The sequence below is a fragment of the Rhizobium freirei PRF 81 genome, from assembly GCF_000359745.1.
Lineage (GTDB): Bacteria > Pseudomonadota > Alphaproteobacteria > Rhizobiales > Rhizobiaceae > Rhizobium > Rhizobium freirei.
The window spans coordinates 15,969-38,478 of the sequence record NZ_AQHN01000083.1; the positions used below are offsets into that span (position 1 = coordinate 15,969).

Genomic DNA, 22,510 nt, shown 5'->3' on the forward strand with positions numbered 1-22,510 from the left:
ATTTCTGTTGCTTCAGTTCTCGTCCCATCAAGAGCAGCTAATCGCGTTTCTATCTCGAATTGTTCCTATGCCAGCGGAAATGAGAGCGGCAGCCGGCCATAGGCAGCTTCAAGCCAGGCATCGGGGCTAAGTTCCCGGCAACTTGCTGCGTAAGCGCCATCCATGCATGACTTCACCCTTAAGATTCATGCAGGACGTGGGCGGCCCTCACGGCTGCTGAAGCCCGGTTCTCCACACCGAGCTTCACATAGATCTGCTCCAGATGCTTGTTCACCGTGCGAGCGGAAAGGCCGAGGATTTCGCCGATGTCGCGATTGGACTTGCCCTTGGCGAGCCATAACAGCACTTCGGATTCACGCTGCGTCAGAGAAAAATGCTGGCGCAAGGTATCGTCATCGGCGCGTTGATTGGTGGCGGTCAGACGGAAGAGGTATTCGTCTGCTCCGATCGCGCCGAGGAAGGTGAATTGCAGAGCCGCCTGACCGCCGCCATTGTTCATCGAAAGAAGATTGTCGCGAGCGGGGCCGAGCCTTCCGCGTTCCAGCATGAAGGCGGCAATGTGTTTCGATGCCAGATCAAGGCCGTCGTCGCTGCCGGTGGCGGCATTGATGAGGCGGGTCGCCTGCGGCGTCGACCAATGGATAGAACCGTTGCCCTTGACCGCAAGCAGATGACGGCCGGCAGCGTCGAGCGCCACTCTTGCGCTCTGGGCAGAGCGGGCATTGCGTAGATGAACGCGGATGCGCGCGCGCAGCTCGTCGACATTGATCGGCTTGGTGAGGTAGTCGACGCCGCCGGATTCAAGCGCATGCACCACATGCTCGGTTTCTGTAAGCCCCGTCATGAAGACGACGGGGATCTGGGCGATTCCCGCATTGGCCTTCAGCCGGCGGCAGGTTTCGAAACCGTCCATCGATGGCATGACGGCATCGAGCAGGATGAGATCGGGCGTGATGCGTTCGACGATGTTCAGTGCCGCCGATCCGGACGTGGCGATCAGCACGGAAAAGCCGGATTGCTCTAGCGCGTCGGTCAGAAAGCCAAGCGCCTCCGGCGAATCGTCCACCAGCAAGACTATGTCGCGGGGAAGGGCGGGCTCAGCCAATCTGTTCTACCTTTTCAATGTCGAACGCGCGCAGCGTCGTCAGGAAGCCGTCGAGATCGAAGGCCTGGACGCGGGCGCGCAAGGCGTCGGTGAAGGGCTTGTTTTCATCGAGCTTGGCGATATCGGCAAGCTTCGCCTCGATGCCCCTGATATAGCCTATTTCGCCGAGCCGCATCAGTTCGCGCACATGCTCTATTCCAGGACTCGTCAGGGGAGGCGGCGGCTTCGGCACGACCGGGGCGGTGGCGTCGGCATAGATCCATTTCAGCCCGAGATGCAGCGCAAGCTTGTCGCGAAGCTGGCGGATGTCAACCGGCTTGGAGATGGCATCGTTATGGCTGTCGTCGCTGTCGGTGGCGGCTGCAGCATCGCCGATATTGGCAGACAGCATCAGGATCGGCGCCGTCTGGCCGCTTTCCCTGAGACGCGAGACGAGCTGCCAGCCATTCATGCCGGGCATGGAGATATCGACCAGGAACAGATCCGGCTTGATGCCTTCGATCAGCGTCAGGCAGTCGGGGCCGCCGGCGGCGGTCAGCACGATGAAATCGAGCGGCGACAGGATCTCGCGCATGAGTTCGCGGTGATCTTCATTGTCGTCGACGACGACGACGGTGCGCCGCGGCCCTTCATAGCCGATGATGCGTTGTTCCTGTGCCGGCGGCTTCATCGGGCGGATCACGGCCGACAGCATCAGGCGCACTCTAAAGGTCGAGCCTTTATCCTTTTCGCTCGTAACGGAAATCTCGCCGCCGAGCGTATTCGTCAGCAGCTGCGTAATGGTCAGTCCGAGACCAAGGCCGGGCATCGGCCTGACGCTGTCGGCCTCGCCGCGCTGGAAAGGCTCGTAGATACGGGTAATGTCCTTTGCGGCGATACCGCGACCCGTGTCGGAAACGGTGAAGGTGGCGACCTGGTTGCGGTAGCCCACCTCGAAGCGAACGCTGCCCGCATCGGTGAATTTGATGGCATTGGAGAGCAGGTTGACGAGGATCTGGCGCAACCGCTTCTCGTCGGTGCGGACATAATCGGGCAGGGCGGCGGCGCGCTCATGGATGAAGTTCAGTTCCTTGGCCTGCGCCTGCGGACGGAACATGTCGACGATCTGGTCGAGGAAATCCTGGATGTTGATCTCGTTGGAATAGACCTGCAGACGGCCTGCCTCGATCTTCGAAATATCGAGCAGCCCGTCGATCAGGCCGGAAAGATGTTCGGCGCTACGCCGGATGACCTTCAGCGAGGACTGCCGGGGGGGCGGAATGGTCTCGTCACGCTCCAAAATCTGCGCATAGCCGAGTACGGCATTGAGCGGCGTGCGCAATTCATGGCTCAGGCCTACGACATAGCGGCTCTTGGCCCGGTTCGCAGCCTCGGCCGCCTCCTTGGCGCCTTGCAGGGCGGCATCAGTCTTCTTATGCGCGGCAATTTCCTTCAGCAACAGCGTGTTCTGGCGCGACGACTCCTCCTCGGCGACTACGCGGCTGTCATGGGCAAGCACGTAGAACCAGCAGACCACGCCGGCGATGACGGCAAAGACGAAAAAAACGATCAGGATGGTGCGGTTGACCACGGATGCGGTCTCGGGAGAGCCCGCGCCGACCTGATGCGCGATCATTGCGAGAATTGCGCCCATGGCGGTTAATGCCAGGGCAACGGCAATACCGTAGCGGCCAAGGCGCGTGGCAAGCCTTGCGACGATGTTCTCCGGCAGCAGCGTCTTTGCGACGGTGGCGACCTGCGCGTTGAGCCGGGCCTTCGGCTTGCACATGTCGTGGCAGCGGCTGTCGAGCGAGCAGCAGAGCGAGCAGATCGGCGCGGCATAGGCCGGGCACCAGGCCATGTCCTCCGGCTCGAACGGATGCTCGCAGACCGAGCAGGTGATGGTGGTCAGATTTTTCCAGCTCTGGCGCGGCTTGCGGGCGAGATAATACTTGCCCTTGGTGGCCCAGGCGATGGCGGGCGAAGCGATGAGTGCGACGATCAGGGTGATATAGGTGGCAAGCGATGCCGCGATCGAGCCGAAGGCGCCGAAATGGGCGATCAGGGCGATGGTTGCCGAAAGCGCCATGGCGCCGGGGCCGACCGGATTGATGTCGTAGAGATGCGCGCGCTTGAATTCGATGCCTGGTGGTGCGAGCCCCAGCGGCTTGTTGATGAAGAGATCGGCGGAGATGGTGCAGAGCCATGCCATGGCGATGATCGAGAAAATGCCGAGTGTCTCTTCGAGCAGGCGATAGATGCCGAGTTCCATCAACAAGAGCGCAATGGCGACATTGAAGACGAGCCAGATCACGCGGCCGGGATGGCTATGCGTCAGCCGCGAAAAGAAGTTCGACCATGCGAGCGAGCCGGCATAGGCGTTCATGACGTTGATCTTCAGTTGCGAGATCATCACGAACGCGGCCATCAGCAGCAACGCGGCATTGTGCCAGGGGATCATGTAGCCGAAGGCGGTGAGATACATCTGGGCGGGATCGGCGGCGCGATCGGCCGGTACGCCCGATGTCAGCGTCAGAACAACGAGGAAGGAACCTGCCAGCAGCTTCGGCGTACCGATGATGACCCATCCCGGCCCCGCGAGGAAGATCGCCAGGCGGTGGCGCCATTTACGGTGGCCCTCCGGCGGCAGGAAGCGCAGGAAATCGGCCTGCTCGCCGATTTGCGACATCAGTGCCAATATGACGGCGGAAGCGGCGCCGAATTCCACCAGATCGAAAGGGGCGGCACTGCCCGGCGCGCTGGCTGCGTGATGAATCCCGGCAAAAGCCCGCCAGAGATCGAACTTCCCCCAATCGGCAAAGGCGATGAAGGCGAAAGGCAAAATGTTGAGAACGATCCAGAAGGGCTGCGTCAGCAACTGGAACCGGCTGATAAGGCGAACGCCATGGGTGACGAGCGGGATCACCATGACGGCGCTGATGATGTAACCGATCCATACGGGAATGCCGAGCGTCAATTCCAGCGCGCCGGACATGATCGACGCCTCGATCGCAAACAGCATGAAGGTGAAGCTGGCATAGATCAGCGAGGTGATGGTCGAGCCGATATAGCCGAAGCTCGCGCCGCGCGTCAGAAGATCGATGTCGACGCCGTGGCGAATGGCGTAGCGGCTGATAGGAAGGCCGACCGCCAGCATGACGAGGCTGGCGACAAGGATGGCGTAGAAGGCATTGGTCGTGCCGTAGGAGAGCGTGATCGTGCCGCCGATCGCCTCCAGCGCCAGGAAGGAAATGGCGCCGATCGCGGTTTGCGAGATGCGCTGCGAGGAGAATTGCCGTGCGCTCTTGGCGGTGAAACGCAGGGCGTAGTCTTCCAGCGTCTGGTTCGCGACCCAGCGATTATACTCTCGTCTTACTGGAATGATGCGTTGCCGCGCAGCCATGCTTACCCTTCAACCGTCCCGCCACGATAATTCCGGCAGTCCAGCGATGTCGTAACATGGATCGATACGGCGCTTAAGGGCATGAGGGCGCCCAAAGCTGCACATTTCGCCCCGGCGCCTACGTCATATTACGTATGTGGTTTCCTGAAGGAGCGCCGGATAGTCGCTGAAGGCAACGGTTAATCTTTGTTTACCGGCCGTTGCGGCAGATAAAAAGAGGGGAACCACGGATGAAATTCAAGACTCTCGTCTCCGGCGCGCTGCTTGGCGCCATCATGTCCACCACCGCCTTCCACGGCGCCTTTGCCGCCGACGACACCATCAAGGTCGGTGTCCTTCATTCGCTTTCCGGCACCATGGCGATTTCGGAAACGACGCTGAAGGATGCCATGCTGATGCTCATCGACGAGCAGAACAAGAAGGGCGGCGTTCTCGGCAAGAAGCTTGAGCCCGTCGTCGTCGATCCGGCTTCCAACTGGCCGCTCTTTGCCGAAAAGGCCCGCGAGCTGATCCAGAAGGACAAGGTCTCCGCCGTCTTCGGCTGCTGGACCTCTGTTTCGCGCAAGTCGGTGCTGCCGGTCTTCAAGGAGCTCAACTCGATCCTGTTCTATCCGGTACAGTTCGAAGGCGAAGAGTCCGAGCGCAACGTCTTCTATACCGGTGCGGCCCCGAACCAGCAGGCGATCCCCGCCGTCGACTACCTCATGAAGAACGAGGGCGTGCAGCGCTGGGTGCTCGAAGGCACCGACTATGTCTACCCGCGCACGACCAACAAGATCCTCGAAGCCTATCTGAAGTCCAAGGGCGTCAAGGACGAAGACATCATCATCAACTACACGCCGTTCGGCTTCTCCGACTGGCAGACGGAAGTTTCCAAGATCAAGGCTTTCGGCGCAGCCGGTAAGAAGACTGCTGTCGTCTCGACGATCAACGGCGACGCCAACGTTCCCTTCTACAAGGAACTCGGCAACCAGGGCGTCAAGGCCGAAGATATTCCGGTCGTCGCCTTCTCGGTCGGCGAGGAGGAGCTCGCCGGCGTCGACACCAAGCCGCTTGTGGGGCATCTCGCTGCCTGGAACTACTTCCAGTCCGTCGACACGCCCGCCAATGCTGCCTTCATCAAGGAATGGCACGCCTATACCAAGAGCGACAAGCGCGTGACCAACGACCCGATGGAAGCCGCCTATATCGGCTTCAACATGTGGGTGAAGGCCGTCGAGAAGGCAGGCACCACCGATCCGGACAAGGTGATCGACGCGCTCGTCGGCGTTTCTGTTCCGAACCTTACCGGCGGCACCGCCACCATGATGCCGAACCACTACATCACCAAGCCGGTGCTGATCGGCGAAGTGCAGGAAAACGGCCAGTTCGATGTCGTCTCGCAGACCCCTGCGGTGGTCGGCAAGGAATGGTCCGATTATCTGCCCGACAGCAAGGATCTGATTTCGGATTGGCGCATGCCGATGAACTGCGGCAACTTCAACGTCACCACCGGCAAGTGCGGCGGCAAGGGCTCCTGATTTCAGCCATCGCTACGCAAGACCGCCGCGGGCAGGCTTTTCTGCCCGCGGCAGCTTGAGGGGACTAACGTAATGCGCGATAAATTCGTTTACCGCTTGGCCTTGGCGCTGATCGCCGGGTTTTGCCTGGTACTGACGCTGACGGCCACGAGCCTACGGGCCCAGGAAGATGCCCACGGCCTGATCAATTCGCTCGGCCAGGCCAATTTCCAGAAGGCCGGCGAGGTCGTGCAAGGCCTTGCAAAGACGGGCGACCCGAAGGTCGTCCCGGCATTGCAGGCCTTTTCCGACGGCGATCTCTATGTGAGAAAATCCGACAATCAGGTGTTCATCGCCAAGTCCTCCGGCGATGTGGTGGACTTGGTGGACCCGTTGAGCGGGCAGGCTGCAGGCCGGGAAGCTAAGGGCAATCTCAACAAGATCAAGATCAACAACAATCTGCGCCGTGCGGTTCGCGCGGCTCTCGGCGGCCTGACGCTGATGAGCCCGGATCGCGCGACACGCCTGGAGGCAGCGCAATCGGTGTTGAAATCGCCGAGCGCGGATTCGCTGGAAGCCGTCGAGACGGCGCTGCAGAACGAGAAGGACGGAGAAATCCGCACGGTGCTTGAACGGGCGCGAGCTGTTGCCATTCTCGGCTCCGACCGTCCGGTGGAAGACAAGAAGGCGGCGATCGAGACGATCAAGGTCGAAGGCGGACGGGACGCCATCGGCATTCTTTCCTCGGTCTCCGTCGATAACAGCCTGAAGCCCGATGTCGCTGCCGCTATTGCCGGCATTCAGGATCAATTGAAGATCTGGGATGCGGTGCAGAACATCTGGTACGGCCTGTCGCTCGGCTCGGTGCTGCTGCTGGCTGCAATCGGCCTTGCCATCACTTTCGGCGTCATGGGCATCATCAACATGGCGCATGGCGAGATGGTGATGCTCGGCGCCTATTCCACATTCGTCGTTCAAAGCATCATCCGCACGTCCTATCCCGCGCTGTTCGACTGGTCGCTGGCGATTGCCCTGCCGGTCGCCTTCGTCGTCACTGGCGCCGTCGGCCTCGTCATTGAGCGCGGCGTCATCCGCTTCCTTTATGGCAGGCCGCTGGAAACGCTGCTCGCCACCTGGGGCATCTCGCTGATCCTGCAGCAGGCGGTGCGCTCGATCTTCGGCCCGACCAATCAGGAGGTCGGCAATCCCTCGTGGATGTCCGGCTCGTTCGACCTTGGCTATCTCTCGATCACCTGGAACCGGCTCTGGATCATCGTCTTTTCGCTCGGTGTCTTCGTGGCGCTCTTGCTTCTCCTCAAGCGCTCGGCCTTTGGGCTGCAGATGCGGGCGGTGACGCAGAACCGACGGATGGCCTCCTCGATGGGGATACGCACATCCTGGGTCGACGCCTTCACATTTGCGCTGGGGTCGGGCATCGCCGGGATGGCCGGTGTCGCTCTCTCGCAGATCGACAATGTCTCGCCGAACCTCGGCCAGAGCTACATCATCGACAGCTTCATGGTCGTGGTGTTCGGCGGCGTCGGCAATCTCTGGGGGACGCTCGTCGGCGCCTTCTCGCTCGGCATTCTCAACAAGTTCCTGGAGCCTTATGCCGGGGCGGTACTCGGCAAGATCCTCGTTCTCGTCCTCATCATTCTCTTCATCCAGAAGCGTCCGCGCGGTCTCTTCGCACTCAAGGGAAGGGCGGTGGAAGCATGATCACATCCTTTCTTCTTCGCTCGCTCGATCGTCGTATCGGCATCGCTATCGCGATCCTGCTTGCCGTCGCGGTGCTCGTACCGCTGTCGAACTTGGCTTTGCCGGAAATGAGCACGCTGCATGTGCCCACCTATCTGATGTCGCTGTTCGGCAAGTATCTGACCTATGCGCTACTCGCCTTGGCGCTTGATCTCGTCTGGGGCTATTGCGGTATTCTCTCGCTCGGTCACGGCGCCTTCTTCGCGCTCGGCGGCTATGCGATGGGCATGTATCTGATGCGGCAGATCGGCTCGCGCGGCACCTACGGCAATCCGATATTGCCCGACTTCATGGTCTTCCTGAACTGGAAGGAGCTGCCATGGTTCTGGTACGGCTTCGACCAGTTCTGGTTCGCCATGCTCATGATGCTTGTCGCACCCGGCCTGCTCGCCTTCGTCTTCGGCTGGTTTGCCTTCCGCTCACGCGTCAACGGCGTCTATCTCTCGATCATCACGCAGGCGATGACCTACGCGCTGCTGCTAGCCTTCTTCCGCAACGACATGGGTTTCGGCGGCAATAACGGCCTTACCGACTTCAAGGACATCCTCGGCTTCAACATCCAGGCCGATGGCACCCGCGCCGTGCTATTCGCCGTGACGGCGGTGCTTCTGGCATTGGCTCTGATGCTGTCGTCGGCCATCGTGCGCTCGAAGTTCGGCAAGGTGCTGGTCGGTGTCCGTGACGCCGAAAGCCGCACGCGCTTCCTGGGCTATCGCGTCGAACATATGAAGCTCTTCGTCTTCGTCGTATCGGCCATGATGGCGGGGATTGCCGGTGCCCTCTACGTGCCGCAGATCGGCATCATCAATCCCGGCGAATTCGCACCCGCCAATTCGATCGAAGTCGTCATCTGGACGGCCGTCGGCGGTCGCGCCACCCTGATCGGACCGATCATCGGCGCCGTCCTCGTCAATGGCGGCAAGACAATCTTCACCGGCCTGTTTCCCGATTTCTGGCTGTTTGCGCTCGGCGGCTTGTTCGTAGCGGTGACGTTGTTCCTGCCCAAAGGCATCGTCGGCACCATCGCGCAATATCTCGGCAAGAAACACAGGCCGGCAAGCCCGCCGCCGAAGGCCGCCAAGGATGAAGCCGACCAATCCGTGCAAGCTGCGGAGTAGCACCATGATCCCGGATATCAAACCCAACAGCATGCTCTATCTCAACAATGTCTCCGTGTCCTTCGATGGTTTCAAGGCTTTGAATTCGCTGTCGATCGTCATCGAGCCTGGCGAACTTCGCGCTATCATCGGCCCGAACGGCGCCGGCAAGACCACGATGATGGACATCATCACCGGCAAGACGCGGCCCGACGAGGGCGAGGTGTTCTTCAACGGCCAGATCGACCTGACGAAGAAGGACGAAGCCGACATCGCCCAGCTGGGCATCGGCCGGAAATTCCAGAAGCCGACCGTCTTCGAAAGCCACACGATCTGGGACAATCTCGAGCTGGCGCTCAACCGCAATCGCGGCGTCTTCGCGACGCTGTTCTATCGGCTGACGCCGGCAGATCGTGACCGCATCGACGAAATCCTTGAGACGGTGCGCTTGTCGCATCGGCGCGACGAACTGGCGGCCAATCTCTCGCATGGCCAGAAGCAGTGGCTGGAGATCGGCATGCTGCTGGCGCAGGAACCGAAGCTGCTTTTGGTCGACGAGCCGGTGGCGGGCATGACGGATGCCGAGACGGCGGAAACGGCCGTGCTTTTGAAGGAGATTGCCAAGACGCGCTCGGTCGTGGTGGTCGAGCACGATATGGGCTTCATCCGCGATCTCGGCGTCAAGGTGACGTGTCTTGCGGAAGGGTCGGTTCTGGCGGAAGGGTCGATCGATTTCGTCAGCAGCGATCCGAAGGTGATCGAGAATTATCTGGGGCGGTGAGATGCTGACAGTCGACAACGCAAATCTGCATTATGGCGCAGCACAGGCGCTGCGCGGTATCTCCATCAAGGCGGAGATGGGCAAGATCACCTGCGTCCTCGGGCGCAACGGTGTCGGCAAGAGCTCGCTGTTGCGCGCCGTCACCGGGCAGCATGCATTGTCGGCGGGTACAGTTGCCTTCAACGGGGTGACGCTGGACGGCATGGCGCCGTTTGCGCGTGCCAAGCAGGGCATCGGTTACGTGCCGCAGGGACGCGAGATCTTTCCGCTGCTGACCGTCAAGGAAAATCTGGAGACCGGTTACGCGCCGCTCGGCCGCCGTGACCGCTCTATTCCCGACGACATCTACAGCCTGTTTCCCGTCTTGAAATCCATGCTGTCACGCCGCGGCGGTGATCTTTCAGGCGGCCAGCAGCAGCAATTGGCGATCGGCCGGGCGATGGTGACGCGGCCGAAGATCCTGGTGCTGGACGAACCGACCGAGGGCATCCAGCCGTCGATCATCAAGGATATCGGCCGGGCAATCCGCTATCTCAGGGATTCCACCGGCATGGCGATCCTGCTGGTCGAGCAATATCTCGATTTCTGCCGCGAGCTTGCCGATTACGTCTACATCATGGATCGCGGCGAGATCGTGCATGAGGGGCTGGCGGAGACGCTGGGTACGCCGGAGGCCCGCAGACATCTGACCGTCTGAGGGAGGCGCAAACCGCCTGTATGACCATTGTCCTATCGCTCGAACGCTTGTCTTAGGTCGAAGCCCTTGCGCTCGCGCAAATCGAGATCAGCCTCGATATGTTCGATATGATGAAGCATCAAGTCGCAGGCAGTATTGACGTCCTTGCGTTCCAGGGCGGCGATGATGCCGGCGTGTTCCGAATGACCGCAACTAGAGGCGCTCGACTGCCCATAGAGCGCGATCACCAACGACGAGCGGGCGACAAGCTCTTCCATGAAACGCTGCATGATGAGATTGCCGGAGATCGACGCCAGCATCAAATGGAAATCGCCCGACGCCTTGATCTCGGCTCGGCGAGCCGACTGCCCCCGCTCGCCCATCAATCGCCCTTCCTCCACGAGAAGCTGTCCGAGCTGCTTGAGCTGAACCGCGGTGATCCGCTCAGCTGCCGATTTCAGTATGCCTGGCTCGACCAGGCGACGCGCGGCGAATATCTGCCGTGCTTCTTCCGGCGATGGGTAGGCGACGAAAGCGCCTCTGTTTCTCTCGACGTTCACGAGACCCTCATAGGCAAGAGCCTGCAGGGCGGCGCGCGCTAAAGTTCGGCTGACGTTGAACAGGCCGCCGACATCGCTCTCGGACAGCTTCGTGCCCGGTGCCAGCCTGCGTTCGACGATGGCGTCGCGTATGGCATCGCGGATCTGTTGCGTACCGGTATCTGTGGGATCGCTGGGCGTCAGAAACATATCTGCTGAAGAATTCATGATTCTTATCCGGGTGGGTAGCGAAAATGATAGCCCGGTTTTGCGCCGATGTTAAACGAAATTCGAGGCAAAGATTGCGCCATATTGCATACAATAATATGCATTTATCGAGCACAATAGCCTATTTTATAAGCAACTATCCAATTGCCTCCTGGTGGGCATAAAGGGCCCATGCCTGAAGAAAACATAGAGATTGCAGATAGTTAGTGCGCTGCAGCAAAATTGGCATGATTGATGCAACGTCTTTCCCGAACCAAAGGGGAAGATGATGTCGAAAGCGGCAGAGATCGATATAGTGTCCGTTTCGAAGGTCTACGGCACGACCACGGCTGTTCATGCGATCAGCCTGAAGATACCGGCAGGCTCGTATTGCTGTTTCCTCGGTCCTTCCGGCTGCGGCAAGACCTCGACGCTGCGTATGCTCGCGGGTCATGAGGGCATTTCGTCAGGCGACATCAGGCTTGGAAATACCGTCGTGACGGACTTCCCGCCAGCCAGACGCGGCACGGCGATGATGTTCCAGTCCTATGCGCTGTTTCCTCACCTTGACCTTGTCGACAATGTTGCCTTCAGCCTGAAGATGAAAGGGATTGCCAGGGAAGAGCGTCGCGCCAAGGCGCTCGAAATGCTCAAGCTCATGCAGATGGAGGCCTATGCGACCCGGCGCCCGGCACAGCTTTCTGGTGGCCAGCAGCAGCGCGTCGCGCTTGCGCGCGCCTTGATCACCGATCCGGAAGCTCTGCTGCTGGATGAGCCGCTGTCGGCGCTCGATCCCTTCTTGAAGATCCGCATGCGCGCAGAGCTGAAAAAGCTGCAGAAAACCTTGGGCATCACCTTCGTCCATGTCACGCACAGTCAGGAAGAGGCGATGGCGCTCGCCGACATCATGGTCATCATGAATGACGGGCGGATCGAGCAGGCCGCCTCGCCCCGGGAAGTCTTCGAGCGGCCCGCAACCGCCTTTGTCGCGCGCTTCATGGGCGACCATAACGTTTTGTCCGGCCGCGTGACGTCAAACGGTGATGGCGTCATCACCATGACCGCGCCGGAAGGGCAAGTTTTTTTCGTCAGAGGGACGGGACGCCAAGCCGGTGAGGCTGTCGATATCGCCATCCGCACCGACCGCGTGCGACTGGCGCAGTCCGACGACAAGGGATTCGGTTTCAACGGCGTGGTCTCCAACATCGAATATCGTGGCGCCACGCTGAAGATCACGGTCGTCGGCGCAGGAAGCGACGATTTCACCGTGATCGCCAGCAACGACGATGAGGCCGTCAAATCCATGGCGGTCGGCGACGCCGTCTCACTGAGTTGGGCCCGCGAGGACGCAATCCTTCTGGGCCGTATGTCCGCATGAAAATCCGAACCATCAAAAAAGGGGAACTGACATGACGACTGAAACCAAGACTGCCAAGACAACCAAAGGCATTTCCCGTCGCTCGTTGCTGAAGACCGGCGCCGCCGCTCTCGGCGCCGTGGCCGGCTCCGGGGTCATCACCGGCTTTCCGACCATCTGGGCGAAATCCAACATCACGCTTCGCCAGTTCGGCACCGGCGTTTCGAACATCAATGCGATCGCCGAGAAGTGCAAGGCCGACCTCGGCATCACGCTCGAGATGACTGCGACCGATTCCGACGCCGCCGCTCAACGCGCCGTCACGCAGCCGAACAGCTACGACATCGCCGACATCGAGTACTGGATCGCGAAGAAGGTGTTTCCGGCCGGCGTTCTGCAGCCGATGGACGTCAAGAAACTGAAATATTACGACAAGATCGTGCCGCTCTTCATCAATGGCAAGCTGAAGCCCGACAGCGTCATCGCGCAGGGCACTGCGCCGCACACGGTCGGCTTCGTCGAGGCGCAGAACTCGAAGAAGTTCGCCAAGGAGCCGACACAGTGGATGACGATGGTTCCGACCATCTACAACGCCGATACGCTCGGCATTCGCCCCGATCTTACCGGTCGCCCGATCAACAGCTGGGCCGATATTCTCGATCCGGCCTTCAAGGGCAAGACCGCGATCCTCAACATCCCGTCGATCGGCATCATGGACGCCGCGATGATCATGGAAGCTGCCGGCAAGATCAAATATGCCGACAAGGGCAACATGACGAAGGCGGAAATCGACAAGACGATCGAATTCCTGATCAAGACCAAGGGCGAGGGCCAGTTCCGCGCCTTCTGGAAATCCTTCGACGAAAGCGTCAACCTGATGGCATCGGGCGAAGTCGTCATCCAGTCCATGTGGTCGCCGGCGGTTGCCGCCGTTCGTTCCAAGGGGATTGCCTGCACCTTCCAGCCGCTCAAGGAAGGTTATCGCGCCTGGGGCGGCGGTCTCGGCCTTGCCTCGCATCTCAAGGGCGCCGAGCTCGACGCCGCCTACGAATACATCAACTGGTACACCTCCGGCTGGGTCGGCGGCTATCTCAATCGTCAGGGCTACTATTCCGCCTGCATGGATACGGCCAAGCAGTTCATGTCGGCCGACGAGTGGGGCTACTGGATCGAAGGCAAGCCGGCACAGGGCGACATCCTCTCTCCGGAAGGCAAGGTCATGGAGAAGGCCGGCGCCGTTCGCGACGGCGGCTCCTTCGAAGCCCGCATGGGTGCCGTCGCCTGCTGGAATTCCGTCATGGACGAGGACCGCTACATGGTTCGCCGCTGGAACGAATTCATCGCCGCCTGAGCCGATTTCGATCATCCCCTCTCCCCGTTCAGGCGGGGGGAGGGCCTAATTAATGGAGAGGCCGGAATATGGCGTCAATCGCTTCCTCGGATACGGAACGGGAAACAGGAAAAATCAGACGCGGATTCAGTGTGCCCGCCTGGACGGTCGCCTATCTGCAGGCCACGCCGCTATTTCTCATTCTCGGCTTCTTCTTCCTGTTGCCGATCGCGATGATCGGCGTCGTCAGCTTCTGGGATTATGATTTCGCCGGCCTCTATCCGGCCTTCCTCGCCACCAACTACACCGATACGCTCGGGTCCTGGGTAACGTGGAAAACCTATCTCAACACCTTGAAGTTCACGGCCATTGTCTGGACGCTGACGCTGTTCATCGGCTTCTGGGTTGCCTATTTCCTGGCCTTTCATATCCGCCGCACATCGACGCAGATGATCCTCTTCCTCGTCTGCACCGTGCCGTTCATGACATCCAACATCATCAGGATGATTTCGTGGATCCCTGTGCTCGGCCGTAACGGTTTGGTCAACTCTGCCCTGATCGATATGGGCCTGATCCCGCAGCCGATCGAATGGCTTCTCTACTCGGATTTCGCCGTGGTGCTCGCCATGGTGCATCTTTACACGCTCTTCATGGTGACGCCGATCTTCAACACGCTGATGCGCATCGACCGCTCGCTGTTCGAAGCGGCGCGCGACGCCGGCGCCAGCGGATGGCAGGTGCTGTGGAATGTGGTGATCCCGCTTGCCAAGCCCGGTATGGCGATCGGCAGCATCTTCGTCGTCACGCTCGTCATGGCCGATTTTTCCACCGTGCAGATCATGTCCGGCGGCCAGAGTGCTTCCATCGCCCTGATGATGAAGAACCAGATGTCGTTGCTGCAATATCCGGCGGCGGCCGCCAACGCGGTCGTGCTGCTGGTGGTCGTGCTGCTGATGGTTGCCGCCATCCTGCGCATCGTCGACATCCGCAAGGAGCTTTGAGATGAACCGCGAAAAGCGCAGCCTGGAATTCTACGTCCTGGCGATCTTCTTTACCGTCTTCGTGCTATTTCTCTACGGCCCGCTATCGGCTGTTATCATCCTGTCCTTCCAGGGGCCGGACGGCGGCCTGACATTCCCGCTGAACGGGGTATCGCTGCATTGGTTCGCCAACCTCTTCGAGAAGCAGGCGGTCGGCGATTTCGGCGCCTCATTCCAGCGCTCACTGATGCTCGGCGTGATGGTGATGATCGTGACCGTCGCTGTCTCGCTGCTGGCGGGCTTGGCCTTTCGCCGGCGCTTTCGCGGCTCGACATTCCTGTTCTATGCGACGGTTGCCAGCCTCGTCGTGCCGTCGATCATCATCTCGCTTGGGATCGGCGTGGTCTTCCAACAGGGCGGTCTTGCGCCTGCCTGGTATTCCTCGGCTTTCGGGGCGCACCTGACCTGGACCTTGCCCTTCGGCGTGCTGATCATGTTCGCCGTCTTCAACCGGTTCTCGCCGGCCTATGAGGAAGCGGCGCGCGATCTTGGGGCGACCTCCTGGCAAACCTTCCGTCATGTCGTGTTGCCGATGATTGCGCCAAGCCTGATCGGCGTCGGCCTGTTCGGTTTCACGCTGTCCTATGACGAGTTCGCCCGCACCCTGATGACGTCTGGCACCTACAATACCCTGCCGCTTGAAATCTACGGGATGACGACGAATGTCACGACGCCTGTGCTCTACGCGCTCGGAACGGTGACGACGCTTTTTTCCTTCACGATCATTCTCGTGGCGCTTGGCGTCATGACCATGCTCGGCCGCCGCCACGCGAAGAAAAGTTGAGATCATGCGCCTGCTGCTCATCAATCCCAATACGACCGTTTCCATGACAGAGAAGGCCGCAATTGCCGCTCGTGCCGTGGCAAGCCCCGGCACCGAGATCATCGCCGCCACCTCGCAAACGGGGCCGGCTTCGATCGAGGGTTATTACGACGGCGCCATCGCCGTGCCCGGCATGCTGCGCGAACTGAAGCAAAGGCAGGCAGCGGGCTACGATGCGGCAATCATCTGCTGCTTCGACGATACCGGCCTGGAAGCGGCACGCATGTATTGCGACGTTCCAGTCGTCGGTCTCTGTGAATCCGCTGTCGTGACGGCCGGGTTCCTGGCGCAGCGCTTCAGCGTGGTGACGACGCTCGAGCGATCGCGCATTCTCATCGACAATCTCGTCCAGCGCTATGGCATGGGTGGTCGCGCTAAGGTTCGCGCGTCGGATATTCCCGTTCTCGCGCTCGAGGATCCGTCGTCGGGTGCGATCGGAAAGCTGCGGGCCGAAATCGAACGCGCGCTTGCGGACGATGGAGCAGAGGCAATCGTACTTGGCTGTGCCGGCATGACGGATCTCGCAAGGGAACTGCAATCCATCTACGGCGTCCCGGTCGTGGACGGTGTCGCCGCAGCGGTCAAGCAGGCCGAAGCTTTGGTATCCTTGGGCCTGTCCACCAGCAAGCGCAGTTCCTATGCCTCGCCATTGCCCAAACCTTTTGCTGGTGCACTGGCGGATCTCGCACCCACGCCGGCACGCGCATCCGTCAGTATGGGAGCCTGGAATGAAAATCCAGCTTAGATCCGCTGTCTTCAAACGCCATGTAACAAGGCATTAGGATCACCGGCGAGGTGATCGCAGGGGCCATCGTTCGGTTCTTGTCGAGAAGCGGCAATTATCGCTTTGGTTGGAAAGCCCGCTCGATTCAGTTGAATGACGGTTCCACAGGCCAAACGCCGGGGATTGGCTTCGCTGGTAGCGGCTTGTTGTGCCGACGTCGCTCGCGCTGGTGCGGCCTCAACACATCTCCGTGAAGCACTTCCAATTCTCGATCCGGCGTGGCACTTCTTCGATCATGAAGTTCGCGTGGACCATCCGCCGTCTGTTCCTTTACGTTGCCATGCTCGCGGCCCTGATCGGGCCGATGAGCATCGGGCCTGCAGGCAGCGCAATGGCTCTGTCTGCTCCAAACACGATGGCCACGGCAGGCAGCGCCATCATGAGCGGCATGAACATGGCAGACAACATGCCATGTTGCCCGGAGAAGCAACCCGACAAGCATGATTGCTTCAAAGGCTGCCTGCTGGCCCTGCTCTGCACGACATCCTTCTCCGCGGACAATGCCAACGGCTGCTCGTTGCCACTGTCGGTAATCTGGCAATCGCATCGCTACGATCTCTTGCCCGCGGCGCAACTGACACCGGCTCTTCTCGAGCCTCCGGCCCGTCCTCCCAAAGTCTGATCTCACGGCACTCTTGAAACATGCCTGCGGTTTTCGCCGGACGCTGAGGTGCGTCCCGGCGAAACCAAGGGCCAATCAAATTTGACCCAGGGGCGCGATCCGGAAGATCCGTCCGAATGAGATCTGAATCATGAACAAGACCTCTCTTTCCGGAGGAGCGATGCTCCTCGCCGGCGTGCTAATTGTCGGCTCCGCCACCGTTACTCTTGCAGCTTCGCAGGACTACGAGTTCCAGCCGGTTTCGACCGATGTCAAACAGGGGCAGAGATCGCTGGTATCCGTGCGTCTGATCGACAAGCGGACGGGCAAACCCGTTCCCGACGCCGTCATCTTCACCACTCGCATGGACATGGCACCCGAGGGCATGGAGATGATGACGACCCCGGTCGAGGTGGCAACCTCAGCCGAACCGGGCGTGTACGCGTTCAAGACGGACTTCACCATGGCCGGTGGGTGGCGCTTCAAGCTTGCAGCCAAAGTGCAGGGTGAGCCGGACACCGTGCAGGGCGAGATCGCCCTGAAGGCGGCTCCTTGAACACGCCATCGCGTGTGGCAGCCACGCTCTCCCTCGCCGTATTGCTCGGCGGGGGAGGCTATCGGGCTGGCACGAACAACATAGTCGCCATGGCGAACCTCGATACGGTCGGCGCTGCATTTGCTGCGCCGACCGTATCGACGGAAGTATCGATAGGTTCGAAAGGGGCTGGTCCGGTGATTTACTATCGTCATCCCGATCACCTGCCGCAGTTCTCCGCGACACCGAAAGACACCGACGACGGCCGTCCTTTCGTTGCCGTGCATGCCAGCGAGGATGTGAGTTTCGAAGACAAGGCGAGAGCACCCGTATCCGCTGAGGTCGCCACACCCGCGCCGGCCGCGCAGACCGATAAGAGGCGTATCCTGTATTACCGCAACCCCATGGGCTTGCCCGACACCTCAAAGGCCCCGAAGAAGGATTCCATGGGCATGGACTACATCCCCGTCTACGAGGGCGAGCAGTCCGATGGTTCTACCGTCAAAGTCTCGCTCGGCAAGCTGCAACGCACTGGGGTTAAGACTGCCACGGCGGCGATGACCAGCGTCAGCCGCAAGATTCTTGTGCCCGGCACCGTAACACTCGACGAGCGCCTCGTGAGCATCATCTCCATGCGTACGGATTCCTTCATCGACAACGTCGCCGACGTCACGACGGGCGATCGCATCGCCAAGGGAGAGAAGCTCTTCCGCTTCTATTCGAAGGAAATCGCTGCCGCGGCTTCCGAATACGCCGCCAGCCAGGACGGATCGCGCAGCAGTGACGATGCAGGGCCGGTGCTGCGTCTGAAGAACCTTGGCGTCCCGCAGGAGGTCATCGACGGCATTGCAAAAACCCGCCAGGTGCCAGCCAGCATGACCTATACGTCGCCGCGCGAAGGCATTGTCCTCGAGCGTGCTGCGACGGCCGGCATGATGGCAAAACCCGGCGATGCTCTGTTTCGCATTGCCGACATTTCCAACGTCTGGGTGACTGCCGATGTTCCTGAATACGACCTTGCCGCCGTTAAGGTCGGTGCCGGGGCGCAGGTGAAGATCCGCAGTCTTCCCGGCAGGGCGTTCAAAGGCACGGTCGAGCTTGTTTATCCTGAAGTCGACATGCAGACGCGCACGACCAAGGTCCGCATCGAACTTCCCAATCCGGATGGCGCGCTGCTTGCCAACATGTATGCCGATGTCGAGATCGAGGCCGGAGCCCAAACGCCAGTGGTCGCCGTGCCCAACAGCGCAATTGTCGACACGGGCGACCGCCAGGTCGTCTTTGTCGACAAGGGTGATGGCCGGTTCGAGCCGAGGGACGTCAAGCTTGGCGTGCGCGGCGATGAGAATACCGAAATTCGCCGCGGTGTCGCCGCCGGCGACAAAGTCGTCGTCTCGGCGAATTTCCTGCTCGATGCCGAGAGCAATCTCAATTCGGCCCTGAGCTCAATGACTGAGGGGAGCAAGCCATGATCTCACGCGTCATCTCGTGGTCGGCCCACAATCTCGTTCTGATCTTCGTCGGAGCGGCGCTTGCGGTGGCGGGCGGCATCTATGCGCTGCGCTCGCTGCCGCTCGACGCCATTCCCGATCTCTCCGACGTCCAGGTGATCGTCTACACCGAATATCCTGGACAGGCTCCGCAGGTGGTCGAGGACCAGGTTACCTACCCGCTGACGACGTCGATGCTGACGGTGCCGAAGTCCAAGGTCGTTCGCGGCTTCTCCTTCTTCGGAGTTTCCTTCGTCTACGTGATCTTCGATGACGGCACCGACCCGTATTGGGCGCGCAGCCGTGTCCTCGAATATCTCAACGCGGCCTCCAGCCGTCTGCCGCAGGGTGTTACCCCCACGCTAGGGCCGGATGCGACCGGCGTTGGCTGGGCCTATGAATACGCCCTCGTTGCCAAGGAACTGTCGCTTGCCGAACTGCGCTCGCTGCAGGACTGGATCGTGCGGTTTGGCGTCTCCAAGTCGGAGGGCGTGGCCGAAGTCGCGAGCGTCGGAGGTTTCGTCAGGCAGTATTCGATCGTGGTCGATCCTGCCCGCCTCAAGGCGCAGGGCGTGTCGCTGAACGATGTCGCCAACGCTGTTCGCGCCAGCAACACCGACGTCGGCGGACGGACGATCGAGCTATCGGAATTCGAGTTCATGGTCCGCGGCCGCGGCTACCTCAAAGGAATTCCGGACATCGAGAGCATTGTCCTGAAGAGCCGGAATGGCGTGCCGCTTCGTCTTGGTGATGTCGCCAGGGTAGAGCTGGTGCCGGACGAACGGCGCGGCATCACCGAGCTGAACGGCGAGGGCGAAGTGGCCGGCGGCATCGTCCTGCAGCGTTTCGGCGCAAATGCACTGACCGTCATCGACAATGCCAAGAAAAGTATGGATGAGATCAAGGGCAGTCTCCCGCCAGGCACGGATATCGTGCCCGTCTATGACCGATCCACGCTCATAGAAGCAGCGATCGAGACGCTCAAGGGCACCTTGGTCGAAGAATCGATCGTTGTCGCATTGGTGACGATCGCCTTCCTTCTGCATGTTCGCAGTGCTCTGGTCGCCATCATCATGCTGCCCGTCGGCATCCTGATCGCCTTCATCGCCATGCGGCTGCTCGGCATCGGCGCTAATATTATGAGCCTCGGCGGCATAGCCATCGCCATCGGCGCGATGATCGACGCCGCCATCGTCATGATCGAAAACGCCCACAAGCATCTCGAACGGGCGCCGCCGGATAAGCCTCGCATCGCCATCCTCGTCGAGGCAGCGAGCGAAGTCGGCCCGGCGCTGTTCTTCAGCCTTCTGATCATCACGGTGTCGTTCCTGCCGATCTTCACGCTGGAATCGCAGGAGGGCCGGCTGTTCGGGCCGCTCGCCTTCACCAAGACCTTCTCGATGGCGGCCGCGGCGCTGCTGTCGGTAACGCTGGTGCCGGCGCTGATGGTGCTCTTCGTCCGCGGACATATCGTTCCCGAGCAGAAGAACCCGGTGAACCGCTTCCTGATCTGGGTCTACCGCCCGATCATTTCCGGTGTTCTCCGAGTGAAGACGCTGACCATAGTGGTGGCGCTGGCGATCCTAGTGGCAACCGTCTGGCCAGCCCAGCACATCGGCAGCGAGTTCATGCCCAATCTTGACGAGGGCACGTTGATGTATATGCCCACCACCTTGCCCGGCATTTCGGTCACCAAGGCAGCCGAACTGATGCAGATGCAAGATCGCATCATCAAATCGTTCCCGGAAGTTCAGAGCGTCTTCGGCAAAGCCGGTCGCGCCCTGACGGCCACCGATCCTGCACCGACGGAGATGTTCGAGACGATCATCACCCTGAAGCCGAAATCCGATTGGCGGCCGGGCGTGACCACCGACAGTCTGAAGCAGGAGATGGACGCTGCGTTGCAGTTTCCAGGCGTCTCCAATGCCTGGACCATGCCGATCCGTGCCCGCATTGACATGTTGTCGACGGGCATCAGAACACCTGTCGGCGTCAAGGTCTACGGCACCGATCTCGGCGAGATGGAAAAGATCGGCCGTCAAATCGAGACCGTGCTGAAAACCATCCCCGGCACATCCAGCGCTTATGCCGAACGGGTGATTGGCGGCTACTATCTCGACATCGTTCCCAATCGGACGGCGCTCGGCCGCTATGGTTTGACCATCAACGATATTCAGGACGTTGTCGGGATGGCTCTCGGCTCGCAGGTTGTCACCCAGACGGTGGAAGGTCGTGAGCGTTATGGTGTGGCTATACGATATCCACGCGCGTCCCGAAGCGATCCGCAATCCATCGCCAAAGATGTGCTGATATCGCTCCCGGGAGGTGGCACGGTGCCGCTCGGGGAGGTCGCTGATGTCAAGCTGACCCGCGGGGCGACGACGATCCGTACCGAGAACGGCCAGCTCGCAGTCTATGTCTATGTCGACATCGCGGGCCGTGATCTTGGCGGCTATGTCGCCGAGGCGCAGCAGGCGGTTGCGAAATCCGTGCGGCTGCCGCCTGGCTATTCGGTCGCCTGGAGCGGTCAGTTCGAATACCTCGAACGCGCCGAGGCAAGGCTTGCCATCGTCGTGCCGCTGACGCTGGCGCTGATCTTCCTGCTGCTCTACCTCAACTTCAAGGCACTGACCGAGACGATGATCGTCATGCTGTCCTTGCCGTTCGCACTTGTCGGCGGCATCTGGCTGATGTGGTGGATGGGCTTCAATGCCTCGGTGGCGGTGGCCGTAGGCTTCATTGCGCTGGCGGGCGTCGCGGCTGAGACCGGCGTCATCATGCTGATCTACCTCGATCACGCACTTAAGGAGCAGCGCGAAGCCTGCGAAAGGGAAGGGCGTGCGTTCAGCCGGCTGGATCTCAACAAGGCGATCATGGTCGGCGCGGTCGAGCGCGTCCGGCCGAAGATGATGACGGTCGTCGCCATCATGGCGGGGCTTGTGCCGATCCTTTGGCGGACGGGCACGGGCTCGGAGATCATGCAGCGCATCGCCGTGCCGATGATCGGCGGCATGGTTTCCTCGACGCTGCTGACATTGATTGTGATCCCCGCGGTCTACGGTCTGGTCAAGGGGTGGCGGCTGCCATCTGCATCCCTCTCCCGTCCGTTCGCTGACGAGAGCAAAGACATGCTTGACGCGGCTGAATGAAACGAGGAGTCGACAATGAGTGATATGATGGGCATGGGCATGTTCTGGGGCATGATCCTTGTGGGTCTCTTTGCAGTGATCCTCGCCGTTCTCGCAATCGCGGCGCTGATCAAATATCTGTTCTCCCGCTGAAGTCCTGGCGCGCCGTGGACTGGTGGTTCACGGCGCGGATTGGACGCAGGAGCGCCTCAGTCTCTCACGGAGTTCACCAGGATTAGGACCTTGAGGTGGCGGGCTCGCGCTTACTTGCTCGAGGTGAATAATGATGCCGCGCGATATCGGCCGTCTTAAGTGGCAAGCGCTATTGCTTTCTGGCGATAATGCGGGGCGGTCGAAGGGGTATCTTCCGACGCATGG

General features: G+C 60.6%; 17 protein-coding genes. 14 read left to right on the forward strand and 3 right to left on the reverse strand.

Features of this window, described 5'->3' with window-relative positions; translation table 11 throughout:
* Positions 1 to 178: 178 nt before the first annotated feature.
* Together RHSP_RS22320 and RHSP_RS22325 are read right to left on the reverse strand one after the other, a co-directional pair.
* The gene (locus tag RHSP_RS22320; protein WP_004123554.1) at positions 179 to 1,105 is read right to left on the reverse strand and encodes a response regulator transcription factor; all 927 of its coding nucleotides are present in this window, start codon (positions 1,103 to 1,105) and stop codon (positions 179 to 181) included.
* Positions 1,098 to 4,487, reverse strand: coding sequence for a hybrid sensor histidine kinase/response regulator (locus RHSP_RS22325; protein ID WP_004123555.1), 3,390 nt, complete (start codon positions 4,485 to 4,487; stop codon positions 1,098 to 1,100). The genes RHSP_RS22320 and RHSP_RS22325 overlap by 8 nt, the downstream gene beginning before the upstream one ends.
* 230 nt (positions 4,488 to 4,717) lie before the next feature.
* Between RHSP_RS22325 and urtA the strand changes: the two genes are divergently transcribed.
* The 5 genes from urtA to urtE all read left to right on the forward strand — a co-directional run bounded on the left by urtA (position 4,718) and on the right by urtE (position 10,319).
* Complete coding sequence (gene urtA, locus RHSP_RS22330) at positions 4,718 to 6,007, forward strand: urea ABC transporter substrate-binding protein (RefSeq protein ID WP_037153839.1); 1,290 nt, start codon at positions 4,718 to 4,720, stop codon at positions 6,005 to 6,007.
* A 72-nt stretch (positions 6,008 to 6,079) separates the two neighbouring features.
* Positions 6,080 to 7,705, forward strand: a complete 1,626-nt coding sequence (gene urtB, locus RHSP_RS22335; RefSeq protein ID WP_004123557.1) for an urea ABC transporter permease subunit UrtB — start codon at positions 6,080 to 6,082, stop codon at positions 7,703 to 7,705.
* Positions 7,702 to 8,862, forward strand: a complete 1,161-nt coding sequence (urtC, locus tag RHSP_RS22340; RefSeq protein WP_004123558.1) for an urea ABC transporter permease subunit UrtC — start codon at positions 7,702 to 7,704, stop codon at positions 8,860 to 8,862. The genes urtB and urtC overlap by 4 nt, the downstream gene beginning before the upstream one ends.
* A 4-nt stretch (positions 8,863 to 8,866) precedes the next feature.
* Positions 8,867 to 9,622, forward strand: coding sequence for an urea ABC transporter ATP-binding protein UrtD (gene urtD / locus RHSP_RS22345; protein WP_004123559.1), 756 nt, complete (start codon positions 8,867 to 8,869; stop codon positions 9,620 to 9,622).
* A gap of 1 nt (position 9,623) precedes the next feature.
* Positions 9,624 to 10,319 carry an urea ABC transporter ATP-binding subunit UrtE gene (gene urtE, locus RHSP_RS22350; RefSeq protein ID WP_004123560.1) on the forward strand — a complete coding sequence of 232 codons (696 nt, stop codon included), beginning with the start codon at positions 9,624 to 9,626 and terminating at the stop codon, positions 10,317 to 10,319.
* Positions 10,320 to 10,351: 32 nt separating this feature from the next.
* On the opposite strand, the gene RHSP_RS22355 is transcribed toward urtE, so the two are convergent.
* Positions 10,352 to 11,065, reverse strand: coding sequence for a GntR family transcriptional regulator (locus RHSP_RS22355; protein ID WP_004123562.1), 714 nt, complete (start codon positions 11,063 to 11,065; stop codon positions 10,352 to 10,354).
* A 268-nt stretch (positions 11,066 to 11,333) separates the two neighbouring features.
* On the opposite strand from RHSP_RS22355, the gene RHSP_RS22360 reads away from it, so the two are divergent.
* From RHSP_RS22360 to RHSP_RS22400, 9 genes are all read left to right on the forward strand, one after another.
* A complete protein-coding gene (locus RHSP_RS22360; protein WP_004123564.1) occupies positions 11,334 to 12,422 on the forward strand; it encodes an ABC transporter ATP-binding protein in 1,089 nt (362 codons plus the stop codon).
* 31 nt (positions 12,423 to 12,453) lie between these two features.
* Entirely contained in the window at positions 12,454 to 13,752 is a 1,299-nt protein-coding gene (locus RHSP_RS22365) for an ABC transporter substrate-binding protein (RefSeq protein WP_004123565.1), read from the forward strand.
* Positions 13,753 to 13,820: 68 nt separating this feature from the next.
* The gene (locus RHSP_RS22370) at positions 13,821 to 14,732 is read left to right on the forward strand and encodes an ABC transporter permease (protein WP_004123566.1); all 912 of its coding nucleotides are present in this window, start codon (positions 13,821 to 13,823) and stop codon (positions 14,730 to 14,732) included.
* A 1-nt stretch (position 14,733) separates the two neighbouring features.
* Complete coding sequence (locus RHSP_RS22375) at positions 14,734 to 15,555, forward strand: ABC transporter permease (RefSeq protein WP_004123567.1); 822 nt, start codon at positions 14,734 to 14,736, stop codon at positions 15,553 to 15,555.
* Between the two features lie 4 nt (positions 15,556 to 15,559).
* Complete coding sequence (locus RHSP_RS22380) at positions 15,560 to 16,339, forward strand: aspartate/glutamate racemase family protein (RefSeq protein WP_004123568.1); 780 nt, start codon at positions 15,560 to 15,562, stop codon at positions 16,337 to 16,339.
* Positions 16,340 to 16,613: 274 nt separating this feature from the next.
* Positions 16,614 to 17,000, forward strand: a complete 387-nt coding sequence (locus RHSP_RS22385) for a hypothetical protein (protein ID WP_004123569.1) — start codon at positions 16,614 to 16,616, stop codon at positions 16,998 to 17,000.
* A gap of 130 nt (positions 17,001 to 17,130) precedes the next feature.
* Entirely contained in the window at positions 17,131 to 17,535 is a 405-nt protein-coding gene (locus RHSP_RS22390; RefSeq protein WP_420820103.1) for a FixH family protein, read from the forward strand.
* Entirely contained in the window at positions 17,532 to 18,986 is a 1,455-nt protein-coding gene (locus tag RHSP_RS22395; protein WP_004123571.1) for an efflux RND transporter periplasmic adaptor subunit, read from the forward strand. The genes RHSP_RS22390 and RHSP_RS22395 overlap by 4 nt, the downstream gene beginning before the upstream one ends.
* Positions 18,983 to 22,153 carry an efflux RND transporter permease subunit gene (locus RHSP_RS22400; protein WP_004123573.1) on the forward strand — a complete coding sequence of 1,057 codons (3,171 nt, stop codon included), beginning with the start codon at positions 18,983 to 18,985 and terminating at the stop codon, positions 22,151 to 22,153. Before RHSP_RS22395 ends, RHSP_RS22400 begins: the two co-directional genes overlap by 4 nt.
* Positions 22,154 to 22,510: the final 357 nt, after the last annotated feature.